17 protein-coding genes and 1 pseudogene are annotated in these 18,735 nt (G+C 60.9%); 17 read left to right on the plus strand and 1 reads right to left on the minus strand.

Annotation, left to right across the window (positions count from 1 at the left end; all coding sequences use genetic code 11):
- Positions 1 to 180 precede the first annotated feature (180 nt).
- Both GGR38_RS10465 and GGR38_RS10470 read left to right on the plus strand, forming a co-directional pair.
- Complete coding sequence (locus tag GGR38_RS10465) at positions 181 to 1,587, plus strand: NAD(P)H-dependent flavin oxidoreductase (protein ID WP_183625238.1); 1,407 nt, start codon at positions 181 to 183, stop codon at positions 1,585 to 1,587.
- A 146-nt stretch (positions 1,588 to 1,733) separates the two neighbouring features.
- On the plus strand, positions 1,734 to 2,228 hold the full coding sequence (locus GGR38_RS10470; protein WP_172339211.1) for an SH3 domain-containing protein: 495 nt from the start codon (positions 1,734 to 1,736) through the stop codon (positions 2,226 to 2,228).
- Positions 2,229 to 2,544: 316 nt separating this feature from the next.
- Here GGR38_RS10470 and GGR38_RS10475 read toward each other — a convergent pair whose 3' ends face one another.
- Positions 2,545 to 3,738 (minus strand): thiolase family protein, encoded by a 1,194-nt coding sequence (locus GGR38_RS10475; RefSeq protein WP_183625240.1) that lies wholly within the window; start codon positions 3,736 to 3,738, stop codon positions 2,545 to 2,547.
- A gap of 309 nt (positions 3,739 to 4,047) precedes the next feature.
- Between GGR38_RS10475 and GGR38_RS10480 the strand changes: the two genes are divergently transcribed.
- The 15 genes and pseudogenes from GGR38_RS10480 (at position 4,048) to nuoN (ending at position 18,730) form a co-directional block, all read left to right on the plus strand.
- Entirely contained in the window at positions 4,048 to 4,434 is a 387-nt protein-coding gene (locus GGR38_RS10480) for an NADH-quinone oxidoreductase subunit A (protein ID WP_168602385.1), read from the plus strand.
- Entirely contained in the window at positions 4,431 to 4,985 is a 555-nt protein-coding gene (locus tag GGR38_RS10485; RefSeq protein WP_274173942.1) for a NuoB/complex I 20 kDa subunit family protein, read from the plus strand. The genes GGR38_RS10480 and GGR38_RS10485 overlap by 4 nt, the downstream gene beginning before the upstream one ends.
- An 11-nt stretch (positions 4,986 to 4,996) precedes the next feature.
- A pseudogene (locus GGR38_RS10490) lies at positions 4,997 to 5,608 on the plus strand (NADH-quinone oxidoreductase subunit C); the annotation flags it as partial.
- An 11-nt stretch (positions 5,609 to 5,619) separates the two neighbouring features.
- A complete protein-coding gene (locus GGR38_RS10495; protein ID WP_183625242.1) occupies positions 5,620 to 6,834 on the plus strand; it encodes an NADH-quinone oxidoreductase subunit D in 1,215 nt (404 codons plus the stop codon).
- On the plus strand, positions 6,831 to 7,181 hold the full coding sequence (locus GGR38_RS10500; RefSeq protein WP_343059073.1) for a nuclear transport factor 2 family protein: 351 nt from the start codon (positions 6,831 to 6,833) through the stop codon (positions 7,179 to 7,181). The genes GGR38_RS10495 and GGR38_RS10500 overlap by 4 nt, the downstream gene beginning before the upstream one ends.
- Positions 7,181 to 7,849: an NADH-quinone oxidoreductase subunit NuoE gene (gene nuoE / locus GGR38_RS10505; RefSeq protein WP_183625244.1), complete on the plus strand. Its 669-nt coding sequence runs from the start codon at positions 7,181 to 7,183 to the stop codon at positions 7,847 to 7,849. Before GGR38_RS10500 ends, nuoE begins: the two co-directional genes overlap by 1 nt.
- A 3-nt stretch (positions 7,850 to 7,852) precedes the next feature.
- Positions 7,853 to 9,148 carry an NADH-quinone oxidoreductase subunit NuoF gene (nuoF, locus tag GGR38_RS10510; protein ID WP_183625246.1) on the plus strand — a complete coding sequence of 432 codons (1,296 nt, stop codon included), beginning with the start codon at positions 7,853 to 7,855 and terminating at the stop codon, positions 9,146 to 9,148.
- Positions 9,148 to 11,172 (plus strand): NADH-quinone oxidoreductase subunit NuoG, encoded by a 2,025-nt coding sequence (gene nuoG, locus GGR38_RS10515; protein WP_183625248.1) that lies wholly within the window; start codon positions 9,148 to 9,150, stop codon positions 11,170 to 11,172. The genes nuoF and nuoG overlap by 1 nt, the downstream gene beginning before the upstream one ends.
- Entirely contained in the window at positions 11,169 to 12,215 is a 1,047-nt protein-coding gene (gene nuoH, locus GGR38_RS10520; RefSeq protein WP_183625250.1) for an NADH-quinone oxidoreductase subunit NuoH, read from the plus strand. The genes nuoG and nuoH overlap by 4 nt, the downstream gene beginning before the upstream one ends.
- Positions 12,212 to 12,697: an NADH-quinone oxidoreductase subunit NuoI gene (gene nuoI, locus GGR38_RS10525; protein WP_183625252.1), complete on the plus strand. Its 486-nt coding sequence runs from the start codon at positions 12,212 to 12,214 to the stop codon at positions 12,695 to 12,697. The genes nuoH and nuoI overlap by 4 nt, the downstream gene beginning before the upstream one ends.
- A 21-nt stretch (positions 12,698 to 12,718) precedes the next feature.
- Positions 12,719 to 13,336, plus strand: a complete 618-nt coding sequence (locus GGR38_RS10530) for an NADH-quinone oxidoreductase subunit J (protein ID WP_168602394.1) — start codon at positions 12,719 to 12,721, stop codon at positions 13,334 to 13,336.
- A 10-nt stretch (positions 13,337 to 13,346) separates the two neighbouring features.
- On the plus strand, positions 13,347 to 13,652 hold the full coding sequence (nuoK, locus tag GGR38_RS10535; protein WP_168602395.1) for an NADH-quinone oxidoreductase subunit NuoK: 306 nt from the start codon (positions 13,347 to 13,349) through the stop codon (positions 13,650 to 13,652).
- Positions 13,653 to 13,657: 5 nt separating this feature from the next.
- Complete coding sequence (gene nuoL / locus GGR38_RS10540) at positions 13,658 to 15,688, plus strand: NADH-quinone oxidoreductase subunit L (RefSeq protein ID WP_183625254.1); 2,031 nt, start codon at positions 13,658 to 13,660, stop codon at positions 15,686 to 15,688.
- A gap of 28 nt (positions 15,689 to 15,716) precedes the next feature.
- Positions 15,717 to 17,267, plus strand: a complete 1,551-nt coding sequence (locus GGR38_RS10545; RefSeq protein ID WP_183625256.1) for an NADH-quinone oxidoreductase subunit M — start codon at positions 15,717 to 15,719, stop codon at positions 17,265 to 17,267.
- Positions 17,267 to 18,730: an NADH-quinone oxidoreductase subunit NuoN gene (gene nuoN, locus GGR38_RS10550; protein WP_183625258.1), complete on the plus strand. Its 1,464-nt coding sequence runs from the start codon at positions 17,267 to 17,269 to the stop codon at positions 18,728 to 18,730. The genes GGR38_RS10545 and nuoN overlap by 1 nt, the downstream gene beginning before the upstream one ends.
- Positions 18,731 to 18,735 lie beyond the last annotated feature (5 nt).

Raw genomic sequence — 18,735 nt, forward strand, 5'->3', positions numbered from 1 at the left:
GCAGAATGCAGACGAGCTATGCGGATTTTAGTCGCATGCTTGGCTGAAAGGTTTATGAACGCTATTTGAACAATTGGAAGACCCGGTCAGCCCCGATCGGATCTTTCGGGGCCGCAGAGGGGGAGGGAGGGTGCTTCTCTTTCTGCGGTGTGTCGGGGTTTGTGGTGAAAGTTACAGGCAATGAGTTTCAAGGGTTTGCAGCCGATCCTTTATGGTGGTCGTGAGGTTTGGCCGCTGGTGGAAGGCGGCAAGGGTGTGGCGGCGACCAACCATGCCAGCTCCGGCGCATGGGCGGCCGCGGGCGGCATCGGCACCGTCAGCGCGGTTAACGCCGACAGCTATGATCCTGAAGGCAAAATCGTTCCCCAGCTCTATCATGAGCTGACCCGTCAGGGGCGCCATGAGGAGCTGATCCGCTATGCCATTGATGGCGCAGTGGAACAGGTCAAGCGCGCCTATGACATCGCGTCGGGCCGCGGTGCGATCAACATCAACGTCCTGTGGGAAATGGGCGGCGCGCAGCAGGTTCTCGAAGGCGTGCTCGAACGCACCAAGGGGCTGGTGACGGGCGTGACCTGCGGGGCGGGCATGCCGTACAAGCTCTCGGAAATCGCGGCGCGCTTCAATGTGCATTACCTGCCGATTGTCTCGTCGGGCCGCGCGTTTCGCGCGCTGTGGAAGCGGGCCTATCACAAGGTGGCCGAGCTGATGGCGGCGGTGGTCTATGAAGACCCCTGGCTGGCGGGCGGGCACAACGGTCTGTCGAACGCGGAAGACCCGACCAAGCCGCAGGATCCTTATCCCCGCGTTAAGCAACTTCGCGAAACCATGCGCGCCGAGGGCGTGCCCGACACGGTTCCCATCGTGATGGCGGGCGGCGTCTGGTTCCTGCGCGAATGGGAAAACTGGATTGATAATCCGGAACTTGGCGCGATCCTGTTCCAGTTCGGCACGCGTCCGTTGTTGACCGAGGAAAGCCCGATTCCGCAGGCGTGGAAAGATCATCTGCGCACGATCGAGCCGGGCGATGTGCTGTTGCACAAGTTCTCGCCCACCGGTTTCTATTCCTCGGCGGTCAAGAATCCCTTCCTGATGAGCCTGGTTGCGCGCAGCGAGCGCCAGATCCCCTATTCCAAGGTGGAAGCAGGCGATCATACGGTGCAGCTTGACGTGGGCGTCAAGGGCAAGAACTTCTGGGTCACGCCCTGCGACCGCGCCCGCGCGCATCAGTGGGTGAACGAAGGCTTTGTCGAGGCGCTGCGCACGCCCGATGACACGGTGATCTTTGTCTCCAAGGCCGAGCGCGAGGAAATCCGCAAGGATCAGGCCGATTGCATGGGCTGTCTGTCGCATTGCGGTTTTTCCAGCTGGAAGGACCATGACGACTGGACCACGGGCCGCATGGCCGACCCGCGCAGCTTCTGCATCCAGAAGAGCCTGCAGAACATCGCCCATGGCGGCGACATCAACGAAAACCTGATGTTTGCGGGCCACGCGGCCTATCGCTTCAAGCAGGACCCGTTCTACTCGAACAATTTCACCCCCACGGTGAAGCAGTTGGTGGATCGCATCCTGACCGGCGATTGATCGGCGGCCCTTTGATCCCAATCCGAATTGGCTCGGTCATGCGCAGGCGTGGCCGGGCTTTTTCATGCTCGCTTATGCCCGGCCTTGCGGCGGATTGCGTATGACGCACCTTGCCGCAGCGGGGCCAAGGTGGCTATAGTTGACCTATGTTGCATGAATTCTGGAATAAGTTTGGCCGCGCCGGTTCGCTGGCAGGCCTTATGGTGGCCGCGCTGTCGGCCAGTCCGGCGGGGGCCGAGACGCCGCAATTTCCGGCGTGGCGCTCGCTGCGCGATCCGGTGGTCAATATGCGCACCGGGCCGGGCGAGGATTATGCGATCCGCTTCGTTTATCGCCGCCAGTTTCTGCCGATCAAGGTGCTGCGCTTGTTTCAGGGCTGGTATCTGGTCGAGGACCCGGATGGCGCGCGCGGCTGGATGATGATGCGCTTCCTCAACAAGACGCCCACCGCGCTGATCCGGGGCAAGGGGCCGGTGGAGATGCACGCCGGGCCGGGCGAGGGTACGCCGCTGTTGTGGAAACTGGCGCCGGGCTTGGTCGGGCGGCTGGGCGGTTGCAAGGATGGCTGGTGCCAGATCGATGTCGAGCGGCATGTGGGGTTTGTGCCTGAAGGCCGTTTGTGGGGGGCGGGGAAGCCTTAAGGGCTAAAGATAGATGCGAGGGTCTAGACCCTCGCGCTCCCTTTAATGTCTGCGTTGCGCCATGGGTTTGGCGTCAGGTGTCGGACGCGTCGTTTGAGTTTTGAAAGCCTGCGGCGCGGTAAGATCTGAGTTTGCCGCGCCGCAGGCTTTCAGTTCATTCCTCTACAGAAACACCCGCGATCATGGCTCTACCCCATTAATGGGATTGCAAAGGGACTAGTCCCTTTGCCCGCCGGAGGCATCTTCAAACCCAGCGCAAAAAAGAAGCGCCCCAACGTCCCCGTCAGAGCGCTCCCCTTAAACAAATGCCGGTCAATTAAACCAGTTCAACCGCCACGGCCGTACCTTCGCCGCCGCCGATGCAGAGCGCGGCCACCCCCTTCTTCAAACCGCGTGCCTTCAAAGCCGCGATCAGCGTGACGAGAATGCGCGCGCCCGAGCAGCCGATGGGGTGGCCCAGAGCGGTCGCGCCGCCGTTGACATTGACCTTGGCGTGATCGAGGCCGAGATCGTGGATCGCGAACATGGCGACGCAGGCAAAGGCTTCGTTGACTTCGAACAGATCGACATCGGCAACGGTCCAGCCTGCCTGATCCAGCGCCTTTTGGATCGCGCCGACCGGGGCCGTGGTGAACAGCTTGGGGTCATGCGCGTGGGCCGCAACGGCCTTGACGATGGCGACGGGCTTGGCGCCCTTGGCATCGGCTACGCTCTGGCGGGTCAGCACCATGGCCGCCGCGCCGTCCGAGATCGAGGAGGACGAGGCCGCCGTGATCGTGCCGTCCTTGGCAAAGGCGGGCTTCAGGGCCGGGATCTTGTCCGGGCGACCCTTGCCGGGGGCTTCGTCGGTGTCGACGACGACTTCGCCCGCGCGGGTCTTGATCGTCACGGGGGCGATTTCGTCGGCAAAGCGGCCTTCTGCGACAGCCGCCTTGGCGCGGGCCAGCGATTCGATGGAATAGGCGTCCATGCCCTCGCGCGTCAGGCCGTAATCATTGGCCGTCACCTGCGCAAAACTGCCCATGGCGGCGCCTTCATAGGCGTCTTCGAGGCCGTCGAGGAACATGTGGTCATAGGCAGTGTCATGGCCGATGCGCGCGCCCGATCGGTGCTTTTTGAGCAGGTAGGGCGCGTTGGTCATGCTTTCCATGCCGCCCGCGATGACGAAATCGACGCTGCCTGCAGCCAGCGCTTCGGAGGCCATGATGACCGTCTGCATGCCCGATCCGCAGACCTTGTTGACGGTGGTGGCCTGAACCGACTTGGGCAGACCGGCCTTGATCACGGCCTGACGAGCAGGGGCCTGACCAAGCCCTGCGGGAAGGACACAGCCCATATAAGCGCGTTCGAATTCCTCGCCAGCGATGCCGGAGCGTTCGACGGCGGCCTTGACGGCGGTGGCGCCAAGTTCGGTGGCGGAAACTTCGGAGAGGCTGCCCTGCATCGCGCCCATCGGGGTGCGGGCGTAAGAAAGAATGACGATCGGATCAGCAGCGGAAATCTGTGCCATGAAACTTGGACCCTCCGGTATGTAAGGCGCAGGTTGCGCCTGATGCTGCGAGGCGCATAGGCGCCTGAGGTTACAGGCGTGCGTGCCTGTTGAATCAAGAGATAGTGTCGCCATGCAGCAAAGGCAATCAGGGATAGGTCTATGGCCCGAAGTGGCGCAAATAGGTAAAAAATACGCTATTGCGAAGCACTTGCAGATATTCTGACAGCTTCTTTTCGCTCCTGCACAGTTTGAGGCTTTAGGAGACTTGCGCACCCCGGAAAGGGGGACTAGGGCCGCCAAAGCTCAACTTTATCTGCGAGTCAGCTCTTGATCGACCTGTCGCACTACCTGTCGAACTACCTTCCTATCCTGATCTTTCTCGGGATCGCGCTTGGTCTGTCTTCGGCCTTCGTCATTTTGCCCATTCTCGTGTCGCGCCTTACGGGTTCGTACAAGCCGGATGCTGACAAGCTTTCGGAATATGAATGCGGCTTCCCCGCCTTTGAAGAGCCCCGCAGTCAGTTTGACGTGCGGTTCTATCTCGTGGCGATCCTCTTCATCATCTTCGATCTCGAAGCAGCTTTCCTGTTTCCCTGGGCGGTCAGCCTTAAGGAAACCGGCTGGGCTGGCTGGTTGACGATGATGGTGTTTCTTGCCGAACTTGTGATCGGCTTTGCCTATGCGTGGAAGAAGGGAGCGTTGGACTGGGAATGAGTACAAATCCCTCCTTTGAACCGATCATGGCGGCCAACGGCAAGTTGGTCGCCCCCGATCAGGGTTTCTTTAACGACCTGTCGAGCGAAGTGTCCGACAAGGGCTTTCTGGTAACCAGCACCGAGGAACTGTTTCAGTGGGCCCGTACCGGCTCGCTGTGGTGGATGACCTTTGGCCTGGCTTGCTGCGCCGTGGAAATGATCCACGTCAATATGCCGCGCTATGACATGGAGCGCTTTGGTGCTGCTCCGCGCGCATCGCCGCGTCAGTCGGACGTGATGATCGTGGCCGGCACGCTGTGCAACAAGATGGCCCCGGCGCTGCGCAAGGTCTATGACCAGATGTCGAACCCGAAGTATGTGATCTCGATGGGGTCATGTGCGAATGGTGGTGGCTATTACCACTATTCCTATTCGGTGGTGCGCGGATGCGATCGCATCGTGCCGGTCGACATCTATGTGCCCGGTTGCCCGCCGACAGCCGAAGCCTTGCTCTATGGCATCATGCAGTTGCAGCGGAAGATCCGCCGCGTCGGCACCATCGAGCGTTGAGGGAGGGACGAATGGCTGTTCTGCATTCCGCCCCCAAGTGGAGCTCGAACGAGGGCGTTCTCGACAAGCTGGTGGCGGCTCTGGCCCACCGCGTCGCGGCGTCCAAGGAAGAGCATGGCGAAATCGTCATCACGGTGACGCGCGAGCATGTCGAGGATGCCCTGCGCATCCTGCGCGACAAGCATGAATATCAGCAGCTGGTGGAAATCGCCGGCGCCGACTATCCGAACCGCCCCGAGCGGTTTGAAGTCGTCTACATGCTGCTCTCGCTGACCAAGAATCACCGCATCATCGTCAAGACCACCACCGATGAAGTCGCCCCGGTTCCGACCGTGACGACGCTCTGGCCGGTGGCTGGCTGGCTCGAACGCGAAGTGTTCGACCTGTATGGCGTGGTCTTTGCGGGCAATGCGGACCTGCGCCGCATTCTGACCGACTATGGCTTTGAAGGGCATCCTTTCCGCAAGGACTTCCCGCTGACGGGCTATCAGGAACTGCGCTACTCGAACGAAGAGAAGCGCGTGGTTTATGAGCCGGTGCGTCTGGCGCAGGATCTGCGCCAGTTCGACTTCACCTCGCCGTGGGAAGGCGCAGACTATGTGCTGCCGGGCGACGAGAAAGCTGGGGAAGGCAAATGAGCGGTCTGATCCTCGAGGAATCGCCGACCACCGGCGATGAGATCATCACCAATTACACCATCAACTTCGGTCCTCAGCACCCCGCCGCCCACGGCGTGTTGCGCATGGTCACCGAGTTGGACGGTGAAATCGTCACGCGTATCGACCCGCATATCGGCCTGCTGCATCGCGGCACCGAAAAGCTGATCGAATACAAGACCTATCTGCAGGCGCTGCCCTATTTCGACCGGTTGGACTATTGTTCGCCGCTCGGGATGGAGCATTCCTATGTTCTGGCGGTGGAAAAGCTGCTGAACCTGGAAGTGCCCGAGCGCGCCAAGTGGCTGCGCACGATGTTTGCGGAAATCACGCGTATCTGCAACCACATGCTCAACATCGGCAGCCACGTCATGGACGTGGGGGCGATGACGCCGAACCTGTGGCTGTTCGAAATTCGCGAGGATTGCCTCAACTTCTTCGAGCGCGCCTCGGGTGCCCGTATGCACTCGGCATGGTTCCGCCCCGGCGGCGTCCATCAGGATGTGCCGCAGAAGCTGATCGACGATATCAGCGTCTGGCTCGACAAGCGTCTGCCCGAACTGTTCGAAGACGCGATGAGCCTGGTGTGCGACAACCGTATCTTCAAGCAGCGCAACGTCGATATCGCCACGGTCAGCAAGGAAGACGCGCTGGCATGGGGCTTTTCCGGCCCGATGATCCGCGGCAGCGGCATTCCCTGGGATCTGCGCAAGTCGCAGCCCTATGATGCCTATGATCAGGTCGATTTCGAAGTGCCCGTGGGCACGCGCGGCGACTGCTATGATCGCTTCATGGTCCGCGTTGAAGAAGTGCGCCAGTCGGCCCGCATCGTGCGCCAGTGCATCGAAAAGATGCCCGCCGGTCCGGTGCTGAGCAGCGACCGCAAGGTGGCTCCGCCCAAGCGCGCCGAGATGAAGCAGGACATGGAAAGCCTGATCCATCACTTCAAGCTCTACACCGAAGGCTTCCACGTTCCGGCGGGCGAAGTCTATGTGGCGACCGAAAGCCCCAAGGGCGAATTCGGCGTCTATCTGGTGTCGGACGGCTCGAACAAGCCCTATCGCTGCAAGATCCGCCCGACGGCCTTCTCGCATCTTCAGGCGATGGACTTCATGACCAAGGGCCACATGCTGCCCGATATCACCGCCATCCTTGGCGCGATGGATATCGTGTTCGGGGAGTGCGACCGGTGAGCCATCTTGCTACCGCCGAGGCGATGATCGCGGCCTATAACGCGCAGGATGCCGACCTTTACGTGTCCTATATGACCGACGATGCCTGCGAAGCGGGGTATCGCGGCGCTGTGGTGCGCGAAGGCAAGGAAGGCACCCGCACGGGTCTGGCCGCCGCTTTTGCCAAGTGGCCGGAAAACCATGCCGAGATCCGCGAAAAGCAGGAAATCGGCAATTACGTGCTGTTTCGTGAATATGTCACGCGCGGCCCGGCCAGCGATGGTTCGGAACTGGTTGAACCGTTCGAAGTCATCGCCGTCTATTCGTTCGAGGGCGGAAAATGCTCTCGCGTGGAGTTCATCCGCTAATGGCTGATCGTCATATCTACCCCGATAGCCCCGAGCTGCGCGCGCGCTGGGGCAATTTCGTGTGGACCGAGGCCAATGCGGCCAAGGCCAAGGAAATCGTCGCGCGTTACCCCGAAGGGCGTCAGCGCTCGGCCTCGATGCCGCTGCTCGATCTGGCGCAGCGTCAGGTGGGCGCTGAAACGAACACGCAGGGCTGGCTGCCGATCCCGGTGATGGAATATGTCGCGAACTATCTCGACATGCCGATCATCCGCGTGGTCGAGGTCGCCACCTTCTACACCATGTATAATCTGGTTCCGGTCGGTAAGTTCCACGTGCAGGTTTGCGGCACCACGCCTTGCATGCTGCGTGGTTCGGATGATCTGATCTCGGTGTGCAAGGCCAAGAAGATGCCGACCGGCAGCGTTTCGGAGGATGGTCTCTGGACCTTCACCGAGGTGGAATGCATGGGCAATTGCTCGTCGGCGCCGATGGTGCAGATCAATGACGACAATTACGAAGACCTGACCGTTGAGCGTTTCGAGGGCATTCTGGATGCTCTGGCGCGCGGCGAGAGCCCCAAGACGGGCACGCAGGAACCGGGTCGTCATACGGTCGAACCGGCCGGTGCACTCTCGAACCTGACCGCGATGGTCAATGAGAACCACGATTATCGAGGGGAGTGGTAAGTCATGGCCCTTCAGGACAAGGATCGTATCTTCACCAATCTCTACGGCTATCAGCCGTGGAATTTGGCAGCGGCGCGTGCTCGCGGCGATTGGGATAATACCAAGGCGCTGATGGAACGCGGTCGCGACGCGATCATTCAGGAAATCAAGGACTCGGGCCTTCGCGGTCGTGGCGGTGCGGGCTTCCCCACCGGCATGAAGTGGAGCTTCATGCCCAAGGAAAGCAAGGACGGTCGTCCCAGCTTCTTGGTCATCAACGCCGACGAATCCGAACCCGGTTCGTGCAAGGACCGCGAAATCATCCGCCACGATCCGCATAAGCTGATCGAAGGCGCGCTGGTTGCCGGTTTTGCGATGGGGGCCCGCGCGGCCTACATCTACATTCGCGGCGAATATATCCGCGAAGCCGAAACGCTGTTTGCCGCTGTTGCCGAGGCCTATGACGCTGGGCTCGTGGGCAAGAACGCCAGCGGTTCGGGCTATGATTTCGACGTCTTCGTCCATCGCGGCGCGGGCGCCTATATCTGCGGCGAAGAAACCGCGATGATCGAATCGATCGAAGGCAAGAAGGGCCAGCCCCGTCTCAAGCCTCCGTTCCCCGCCGGTGCCGGCCTCTATGGCTGCCCGACCACGGTGAACAATGTCGAATCCATCGCTGTTGCTCCCACCATCCTGCGTCGCGGCGCCGGTTGGTTCGCTTCGTTCGGGCGCGAGAACAACAAGGGCACCAAGCTCTTCCAGATCTCGGGCCATGTGAACAAGCCCTGCGTGGTCGAAGAAGAAATGTCGATCCCGTTCAGTGAGCTGATCGAGAAGCATTGCGGCGGCATTCGCGGCGGCAAGGACAATCTGCTGGCGGTCATCCCCGGCGGTTCGTCGGTGCCTCTGGTGCCTGCAGAACAGATCTGGGACGCGCCGATGGACTTTGACGGTCTGCGTGCGGTCGGCTCGGGTCTGGGCACGGCGGCGGTCATCGTCATGGACAAGTCCACCGACATCGTGCGCGCGATCAGCCGCCTTTCGTACTTCTACAAGCATGAAAGCTGCGGCCAGTGCACGCCGTGCCGCGAAGGCACCGGCTGGATGTGGCGCGTGATGGAACGCCTGCGCAAGGGCGATGCCGATGTGCAGGAAATCGACATGCTGTGGAACGTTACCAAGCAGGTTGAAGGTCACACGATCTGCGCGCTGGGTGATGCGGCGGCATGGCCGATCCAGGGCCTGATCCGTCATTTCCGCCCCGAAATTGAGCGTCGCATTGCCGAAAAGGGCGATGCGCTGCGGGAGGCCGCTGAGTAATGCCTAAGGTCAAAGTTGACGGCGTGGAACTTGAGGTGCCTGCCGGCGCCACTGTTCTGCAAGCCTGCGAAATGGCGGGGAAGGAAATTCCGCGCTTCTGTTATCACGAGCGTCTGAGCATTGCGGGCAATTGCCGCATGTGCCTGGTCGAGGTGAAGCCCGGGCCGCCCAAGCCGCAGGCTTCCTGCGCGCTTCCGGCCGCCGAAGGTCAGGAAATCCGCACCGACAGCGAGATGGTCAAGAAGGCGCGCGAAGGGGTGATGGAGTTTCTCCTCATCAACCACCCGCTCGACTGCCCGATCTGCGATCAGGGCGGCGAATGCGACCTGCAGGACCAGAGCGTGGCCTATGGCCGCGGTTCTTCGCGTTATCACGAGCACAAGCGCGCGGTGACCGAGAAGTATATGGGCCCGCTGATCAAGACGGTGATGACGCGCTGCATTCAGTGCACGCGCTGCGTCCGTTTCAGCGAGGAAATCACGGGTGTGGATGAAATCGGCGCGCTGTATCGCGGCGAAAACATGCAGATCAGCACCTATCTGGAAAAGGCCTCGACGCACGAGCTGTCGGCCAATGTCATCGATCTGTGCCCGGTCGGCGCGCTGACTTCGCGTCCTTACGCGTTTGAAGCCCGTCCTTGGGAACTGAAGAAGACGATCTCGATCGACGTTTCGGACGCGGTTGGCTCGAACATCCGCGTCGATGCGCGCGGCCGCGAAGCCATGCGCATCCTGCCGCGCGTCAATGATGACGTGAACGAGGAATGGCTGTCCGACAAGGGCCGCTATATGGTTGATGGCCTGTCCAAGCGCCGTCTCGACCGTCCGTTCATCCGTCTCGACGGCAAGCTTAAGGCTGTGTCTTGGGATGAGGCGCTGGCCGCTGTGGCCAAGATCGCACCGGGCAATTCGATTGCGGCGGTCGCGGGCGATCTGGTCGATGTCGAAACCATGTATGCGGCCAAGAAGCTGCTGTCGGGCCTCGGCTCGTCGGTGCTCGAAGGGCGTCAGACGGGTCTGGCTTACAACACGGCCAATCTGGCAGCGGTGAACTTCAATTCGGGCCTGGCCGGGATTGAATCGGCCGATGCCATCCTGATCGTGGGCAGCCATGTCCGTTGGGAAGCAGCTGTGCTCAATGCTCGCCTGCGCAAGGCGGTCAAGCATGGCGCCAAGGTGTTCATCATCGGCCCCGAATGGGCAACGACCTATCCGGCCGAATTCCTGGGTTCCGACGCTTCGGTGCTCAACGCGCTTCCCGCGCATGTCTGGTCGGCGTTGCAGGGCGCCAAGCGTCCCGCGCTGATCATCGGCGGGGCAGGGCTGGCCAAGGGCGCGCTGGAAGCGGGTCTGGCGATCAGCGAGCAGCTTGGTCTGGTGCGCACGCTGGAAGATGGCTCGGTTTGGAACGGTTTCAACGTTTTGCACATGGCGGCTTCGCGCATGGGCGGGCTGGTGCTGGGCTATGCGCAGAAGGGCGGCATTAATGATGTCGCCGCTGCCAAGCCCAAGCTGCTGCTTTCGCTGGGCGCGGATGAGGTGGATTACGCCAAGTTCGCCGACAGCATGATCGTCTATGTCGGCCATCATGGCGACAAGGGCGCGCATGCCGCAGACGTGATCCTGCCCGCTTCGGCCTTCACCGAAAAGGCCGGCATTTACGTCAACACCGAAGGTCGCGTGCAGTTTGCCGAAAAGGCTGTGTTCGCACCGGGTGATGCGCGTGAAGACTGGGCGATCCTGCGTGCCATCGCGCAGGTGCTGAACGTCAACGTCGGCTTTGACAGCTTTGACGAACTGCGCAGCGCGCTGTTTGCTGAATATCCGGCGCTGCTGGTTGATGGTGGTCTGATCGATTTCGGTCCGCTGCCCACCGGCGTTTCGGGTTCGGCCGCTGGCGAAATCGCTTATCCGATCAAGGATTTCTATCTGACGAACCCGATTGCGCGGGCGAGTGAGACGCTGGCGCGTTGCTCGGCCGAACTGCTGCACGGGTCGCAACCCCAAGCGGAGGCTGCGGAATGACCGCCTTCTTCCAATCGCTTGGCCTGCCGTTTGAAGCGGCATGGCTGATTTCCACCATTGCGGGGATCCTGTTGATCGCGCTTCCGCTGATGCTCAGCGTGGCGATGATCATCTATGTTGACCGCAAGATTTGGGCGGCCATGGCGCTGCGTCGCGGCCCGAACGTTGTCGGCCCGCTGGGTCTGCTTCAGTCGTTTGCCGATGGTCTGAAGGTTTTCCTGCAGGAAACCATCGTTCCGACCGCCGCGAACAAGGGCATCTTCCTGATTGGCCCGGTGGTCACCTTCACGGTGACGCTGCTGGCCTGGGCGGTGATCCCGTTTAACTCGGGCGCGATCCTGGCCGACATTAACGTTGGTCTGCTCTATGTTCTGGCGATCTCGTCGCTGGGCGTTTACGGCACGATCATGGCCGGTTGGGCATCGAACTCGAAATATCCGTTTTTCAGTGCGATGCGCGCTTCGGCTCAGATGATTTCTTATGAAGTCTCGATCGGCTTTATCCTGATCTGCGTCGTGCTGTGGGCGGGTTCGTTCAATCTGGGCACGATTGTTTCGGCGCAGAAGGGCCATGTGTTCGGCATTCTGAACGGCTTTGGTTTCAATCCGCTGCTGTTCCCGATGTGGGTGCTGTTCCTGATCTCGGGCATGGCCGAAACCCAGCGTGCTCCCTTCGACCTTTGCGAAGCGGAAAGCGAACTGGTCGCCGGTTATCAGACCGAATATTCCTCGATGGCCTTCGCGCTGTTCTGGCTCGGCGAATATGGCAACGTGCTCCTGATGTGCGCGCTTAATGCCACGCTGTTCTGGGGTGGTTACTTGCCGCCGCTGGATATTCCGGTGCTGTATATGGTGCCGGGCGTGATCTGGCTGCTGCTCAAGATCTTCTTCTTCTTCTTTGTGTTCAGCTGGGTGAAGGCCACTGTGCCGCGCTATCGCTATGACCAGCTGATGCGTCTGGGCTGGAAAATCTTCCTGCCGCTCTCGCTGCTGTTCGTTTTCCTCGTCAGCGGTTACCTCATGGCTACGGGACATTTTGCATGAGCGTCGCCCATCTCATCAAGAGTTTCACCCTCTGGGAGTTCGTGAAGGCTCACGCCCTGACCTTGAAGTATTTCTTCAAGGAAAAGGCGACCATCAACTATCCCTATGAGAAGAACCCGCTTTCGCCCCGTTTTCGTGGTGAACATGCGCTGCGCCGCTATCCCAACGGGGAAGAGCGCTGCATCGCGTGCAAATTGTGCGAGGCGATCTGCCCCGCGCAGGCCATCACCATCGAGGCCGAACCGCGCGATGACGGCAGCCGCCGCACGACGCGTTACGATATCGATATGACCAAGTGCATCTTCTGCGGCTTTTGTCAGGAAGCATGTCCGGTCGACGCCGTCGTCGAAGGGCCGAATTTCGAATACGCGACCGAAACGCGTGCCGAACTGCTCTATGACAAGAACAAGCTGTTGGCGAACGGGGACAAGTGGGAGCGGGCGATTGCCGCGAACCTTGAAGCCGACGCGCCCTACCGTTAAGGCGCGGGCCGGAGACAAGAGATGATCCAAACGCTTGCCTTTTATCTGTTCGCCGCGCTGGTGATTGCCTCGGCCGTGATGACCATCACGGCGCGCAATCCGGTGCATTCCGTGCTTTGGCTGATCCTGGCCTTCTTCAACGCTGCGGGTCTGATGATCCTGATCGGCGCCGAATTCATCGCGATGCTTCTGGTCATCGTTTATGTCGGCGCGGTGGCGGTGCTGTTCCTCTTTGTGGTCATGATGCTCGACATCGACTTTGCCACGCTGCGGGCCGGTTTTGTGAAGAACTTCCCGCTGGGTCTGGCGATTGCCGGCATCCTGCTGGCCGAACTGCTGTTTGGTCTTGGCGCTCATTCGGCCGGTGGCCTCGTGCTGGGCACGCCCGATGCGGCGACGGCTCCTGCGGCCAATGTGCCCAACATTCAGGCAATCGGCGCGGTGCTTTACGGGCACTACCTGTTCCTGTTCGAAGCGGCTGGTGTCGTGCTGCTGGTGGCCATGATCGGCGCCATCGTGCTGACCCATCGCCAGCGTAATGACGTGCGTCCGCAGAATATCTCCGAACAGGTCAAGCGCCGTCCGGAAGATGCCACCATCAACACCCGTCCCGAAGTGGGCGGCGGCGTGAAGCTGTAAGGGGGCGGCCATGATCGGTATCGAACATTATATCGTTGTCAGCTCGATCCTCTTCGGGCTGGGCGTGCTGGGCATCGTGCTCAACCGCAAGAACATCATCATCGTGTTGATGGCCATCGAGCTTATTCTGCTCTCGGTGAACATCAACCTCGTGGCCTTCAGCGCCTTCCTGCATGACCTGGCCGGTCAGATCTTCGCGATGTTCGTGTTGACGGTGGCCGCTGGTGAAGCAGCCGTGGGCCTGGCCATCCTCGTGATCTACTTCCGCAGCCGCGGTACGATCGCGGTGGACGACGCCAACCGGATGAAGGGGTAAGACCTGTGCATTCGATCCTCTTCATTGTTTTCCTGCCGTTGCTGGCCTCGGTTATCGCCGGGCTTGGCAACAAGGCGCTGGGCAAGTTCCCGGCCAAGGTGGTGACGACAGGCGGGCTTTTCGCAGCCTGCGCCCTGTCGTGGCCGATCTTCATCGGCTTCCTCACGGGTAATGCCGAAGCCACCGTCGTTCCCGTGCTCAAGTGGGTGCAGTCGGGCGATCTCAGCTTTGACTGGGAATTGCGCGTCGACACGCTGACGGCGGTGATGCTGGTGGTGATCACCAGCGTCTCGGCGCTGGTCCACCTCTATAGCTGGGGCTATATGGACGAAGAGCCGGATCAGCCGCGCTTCTTCTCCTATCTCTCGCTCTTCACCTTCGCCATGCTCATGCTGGTGACCGCGAACAATCTGGTTCAGATGTTCTTCGGCTGGGAAGGCGTGGGTCTGGCTTCGTACCTGCTGATCGGTTTCTGGTTCCGCAAGCCTTCTGCCGGTGCGGCCGCGATCAAGGCTTTCGTGGTCAACCGTGTGGGCGACCTTGGCTTCATGCTGGGCATTTTCGGCGTGTTTCTGGTGTTCGGCACGGTGTCGATCCCTGAAATCCTCGCCAATGTTCCTAACCATGCGGGCAGCACGATTGGCTTCCTTGGCCACCGTTTCGACACGCTGACGATCATTTCGATCCTGCTGTTCATCGGCGCGATGGGTAAGTCGGCTCAGCTTGGTCTGCACACCTGGTTGCCGGACGCAATGGAAGGCCCGACGCCTGTGTCGGCGCTGATCCACGCGGCCACCATGGTGACCGCGGGCGTGTTTATGACCTGCCGTCTCTCGCCCCTGTTCGCGGCAAGTCCCGATGCGATGACTTTCGTCACCATCGTCGGCGCGGCCACCTGCTTCTTTGCCGCCACGATCGGCACGACGCAGTGGGACATCAAACGCGTGATCGCCTATTCGACCTGTTCGCAGCTGGGCTATATGTTCTTTGCGGCTGGTTCGGGCGCGTTCGGTGCGGCCATGTTCCATCTTTTCACGCACGCTTTCTTCAAGGCTCTGCTGTTCCTTGGCGCCGGTTCGGTGATCCATGCGATGCATCACGAGCAGGACATGCGCTATTACGGCGCTCTGCGTAAGAAGATCCCGCTCACCTACTGGGCGATGATGGCCGGTACGCTGGCGATCACCGGCGTGGGTATCGTCGATGTGTTTGGTTTCGCAGGCTTCTATTCGAAGGACTCGATCCTCGAAGCAGCCTACGGCACCGGCACGGGCGTTGGCCACTTTGCCTTCTTCATGGGCATCACGGCCGCTCTGCTGACCTCGTTCTACTCTTGGCGTCTGGTGTTCCTGACCTTCTTCGGCAAGGCCCGCTGGTCGCAGTCGGAGCACATCCAGCACGCGGTTCACGACGATCACGGCCACGATCACGCGCATGACCATCACCATGTTCACGCCCATGACGATGACGGCACCGCCGGCTATCACCCGCATGAAAGCCCGCTGGTGATGCTGCTCCCGCTCATCATCCTGAGCATGGGCGCGATCTTCGCCGGTTTCGTCTTCAACCATGCCTTCATTTCCGAAGGCGAGGGTGAGTTCTGGAAGGGTAGCCTCGTGTTCTCCGAACACCTCATCCATCACATGCACGAAGTGCCGGTGTGGGTGAAATGGGCTCCCTTCGGCGTGATGGTGACCGGCCTGCTGGGCGCGATCTACGCTTACATCATCAATCCCGGCTTCCCGGCGGCCTTTGTCCGCGCGATCAAGCCGATCCACACTTTCGTTTACAACAAGTGGTTCTTTGACGAGCTCTACAACTTCCTGTTCGTCCGTCCTGCCTTCGCGCTGGGCCGGTTGTTCTGGAAGGTGGGCGACGTTGGCTTCATCGACCGCTTTGGCCCCAATGGTGCGGCCTGGGTTGTGGTTCAGGGCACGGGTCTGGCTCGTCGTCTCCAATCTGGTCTGCTCACCAGCTATGCGCTGTGGATGCTGATCGGCCTGGTGGCTGCGGTCAGCTGGGTTCTCACTCGATAAAGGCGGGCAGCGAAAAGGTTTTATGGCAATGACCGGTTTTCCCATCCTTTCGCTGATGCTGGCGGTGCCAGCGGTTGCGGCTGTGGCGGCTTTGTTCGCCTCAGCCGGCGCCGCGCGCACCATCGCGTTGGTGGCGACGTTGATCGACCTGGCGCTGGGCCTCGATCTCTGGGCCAATTACCAGATCGGCGGCCCTCAGTGGCAATTCGTCGAACACGCCCAATTGTTCAGCGGTTTCAGCTGGGCGCTTGGCATTGACGGCATCGCACTGGTGCTGATCGTCCTGTCCGTCTTCCTGATGCCGATCTGTATCGGCGCCAGCTGGGACGCGATCGAGAAGCGCGTGCCTGAATATATGGCCGCGTTCCTGTTCATGGAAACGCTGATGATCGGCGTCTTCGCGGCGCAGGATCTCTTCCTGTTCTACATCCTGTTCGAGGCAGGCCTGATCCCGATGTATCTGATCATCGGTATCTGGGGCGGCGTGGATCGTATCTACGCCAGCTACAAGTTCTTCCTCTACACGCTGCTTGGCTCGGTGCTGATGCTGATCGCCATGCTGTGGATCGTGAACCTGACGGGCACCACCTCGATCCCGGTGCTGATGGAATATAACTTCCCGCTGCAGGCGCAGTATCTGCTGTGGCTGGCCTTCTTCGCCTCGTTCGCGGTGAAGATGCCGATGTGGCCGGTGCATACCTGGCTTCCCGACGCGCACGTTCAGGCGCCGACCGCTGGTTCGGTCATCCTGGCGGGCGTGCTGCTCAAGATGGGCGGCTATGGCTTCATCCGTTTCAGCCTGCCCTTCTTCCCCGAAGCCAGCGCCTATTTCGCGCCGCTGGTGTGGGGCCTCTCGATCGTTGCTGTGGTTTACACTTCGCTGGTCGCGCTGGTTCAGTCGGACATGAAGAAGCTGATCGCCTATTCGTCGGTGGCGCATATGGCCATCGTGACGCTGGGCCTGTTCGCTTTCAACCGTCAGGGCCTTGAAGGTTCGATGGTGGTGATGCTGGCCCACGGTCTGGTGTCGGGCGCGCTCTTCCTCTGCGTCGGCGTGATCTATGATCGCCTGCACACCCGCGAAATCAGCCGTTACGGCGGTCTTGCGATCAACATGCCCTATTATGCGCTGTTCTTCATGTTCTTCACCATGGCTTCGGTGGGTCTGCCCGCCACGGCAAACTTCGTGGGTGAATTCCTGTCGCTGCAGGGCATCTACAAGGCGTCGAGCTGGACCGCGCTGATCGCGGGCACGGGCATCATTCTGGGTGCAGCCTATATGCTGTATCTCTATCGCCGGGTTGCCTTTGGCGACCAGAAGAATGCTGATGCCGCCGCCATGCCTGACCTGACCGTTCGCGAATATCTGCTGCTCACGCCGCTGGTGATCGCAACGCTCTGGATGGGCATCTATCCCGAAAGCTTCATCGCGCCGATCCGCGCCGACATTGCCCATCTTGACGCCCGCCTTGCCGCGGCCCGTCCGGCCGGTGATGCGCAGGTGACGCCGGGCCATCCTGTGGCCTCTGATGAGCATCATGAAAGCGCCGAGCATAACGGCGAAGGGAGTGAAAAGTAATGAACTGGGCATCTTCCCTTCGCCTGGTGGCCGCTGAGGAATTCCTCAGCGTCTCCGGGCTGGTGCTCCTGCTGGTTTGCGCGTGGGCGGGTGATAAATCCGCCCGCCTGGTGACCTGGCTGGCGGTCGCGGCTCTGGCCGTGGCGGGCGTACTGGTCGCGCCTGCGCTGTGCGGCGGCGTTTTCGGCGCAGAGGCTTCGGCCTTCTATGGCCAATATGCGGCGGACAGCTTCTCCTCCTTTGCCAAGCTGCTGATCTATGGCGCGGCGGGCGCATCGCTGCTGGTGGCGCCCGGCTTCTTTGAGCGTCAGGGCGGCTATCGCGCCGAATATCCGGTGCTGGCGCTGTTCGCGGCGCTGGGCATGGGCCTGATGGTGTCGGCCACTGACATGCTCACGCTCTATGTCGGTCTCGAAATGAACTCGCTTGCGGCCTATGTGCTGGCGGCGATGTCGCGCTCGGATGATCGTTCGCCGGAAGCTGGTCTGAAGTATTTCGTGCTGGGTTCGCTGGCCTCGGGCATTCTGCTCTTCGGCATCAGCCTGACCTATGGCTTTGCTGGCAGCACGAGCTTTGACGCCATTCACACCGCGCTGGTTGGCAAGATGTCGACCGGCTCGCTGTTTGGTCTGGTGTTCATTCTTGTTGGCCTGTCCTTCAAGATCAGCGCCGTGCCGTTCCACATGTGGACGCCTGACGTTTATGAAGGCGCGCCGACCCCGGTGACCACCTTCTTTGCTACCGCGCCCAAGGTTGCCGCTCTGGCGCTGACCATGCGCGTGACGCTGTTTGCCTTTGGCATGCAGGCGCAGGCATGGCAGCAGATCGTCGTCGCCATCTCGCTGCTCTCGATCGTCGTGGGCGCGCTGGGCGCCATCGGTCAGGGCAATATCAAGCGCCTGATGGCTTATTCGTCGATCAACAACGTTGGCTTCATGCTGATCGGTCTGGCTGCCGCCACGCCGGGTGGCGCGGCTTCGATGCTGGTTTATCTGTCGATCTATGTCGTGATGTCGATCGGCGGTTTCGTGGCGATCCTGTCGTTGCGCGATGCCGAAGGCAATTCGGTGGAAAAGATCGCTGACCTTGCCGGTCTTTCGCGCAGCAAGCCTGGTCTGGCCTTTGTGCTGGCGATGGTGATGTTCAGCCTTGCCGGCATCCCGCCGCTCTTCGGCTTCTGGGGCAAGTTCGTGGTCTTCCAGTCGGCGGTCGCCGCCGGTCTGGTTCCGCTGGCAACTGTGGGCATCGCGGCTTCGGTGATCGGCGCTTTCTACTACCTCAAGGTGGTCAAGGTGCTGTATTTCGATGAACCGGCCGATAAGGTTGTGGGTTCGGTGGATGGCGTTCACGCGGTTCTGCTCTATGGCAGCGCCATCGTGATCTCGCCCATCGGCTATCTGTTCACCGGTTGGCTGGGCGGTCTGGCCCAGTCGGCGGCGGCGGCGCTGTTCCACGCGGCCTGAGAAAC

This window comes from Novosphingobium sediminicola, from assembly GCF_014196525.1.
Lineage (GTDB): Bacteria > Pseudomonadota > Alphaproteobacteria > Sphingomonadales > Sphingomonadaceae > Novosphingobium > Novosphingobium sediminicola.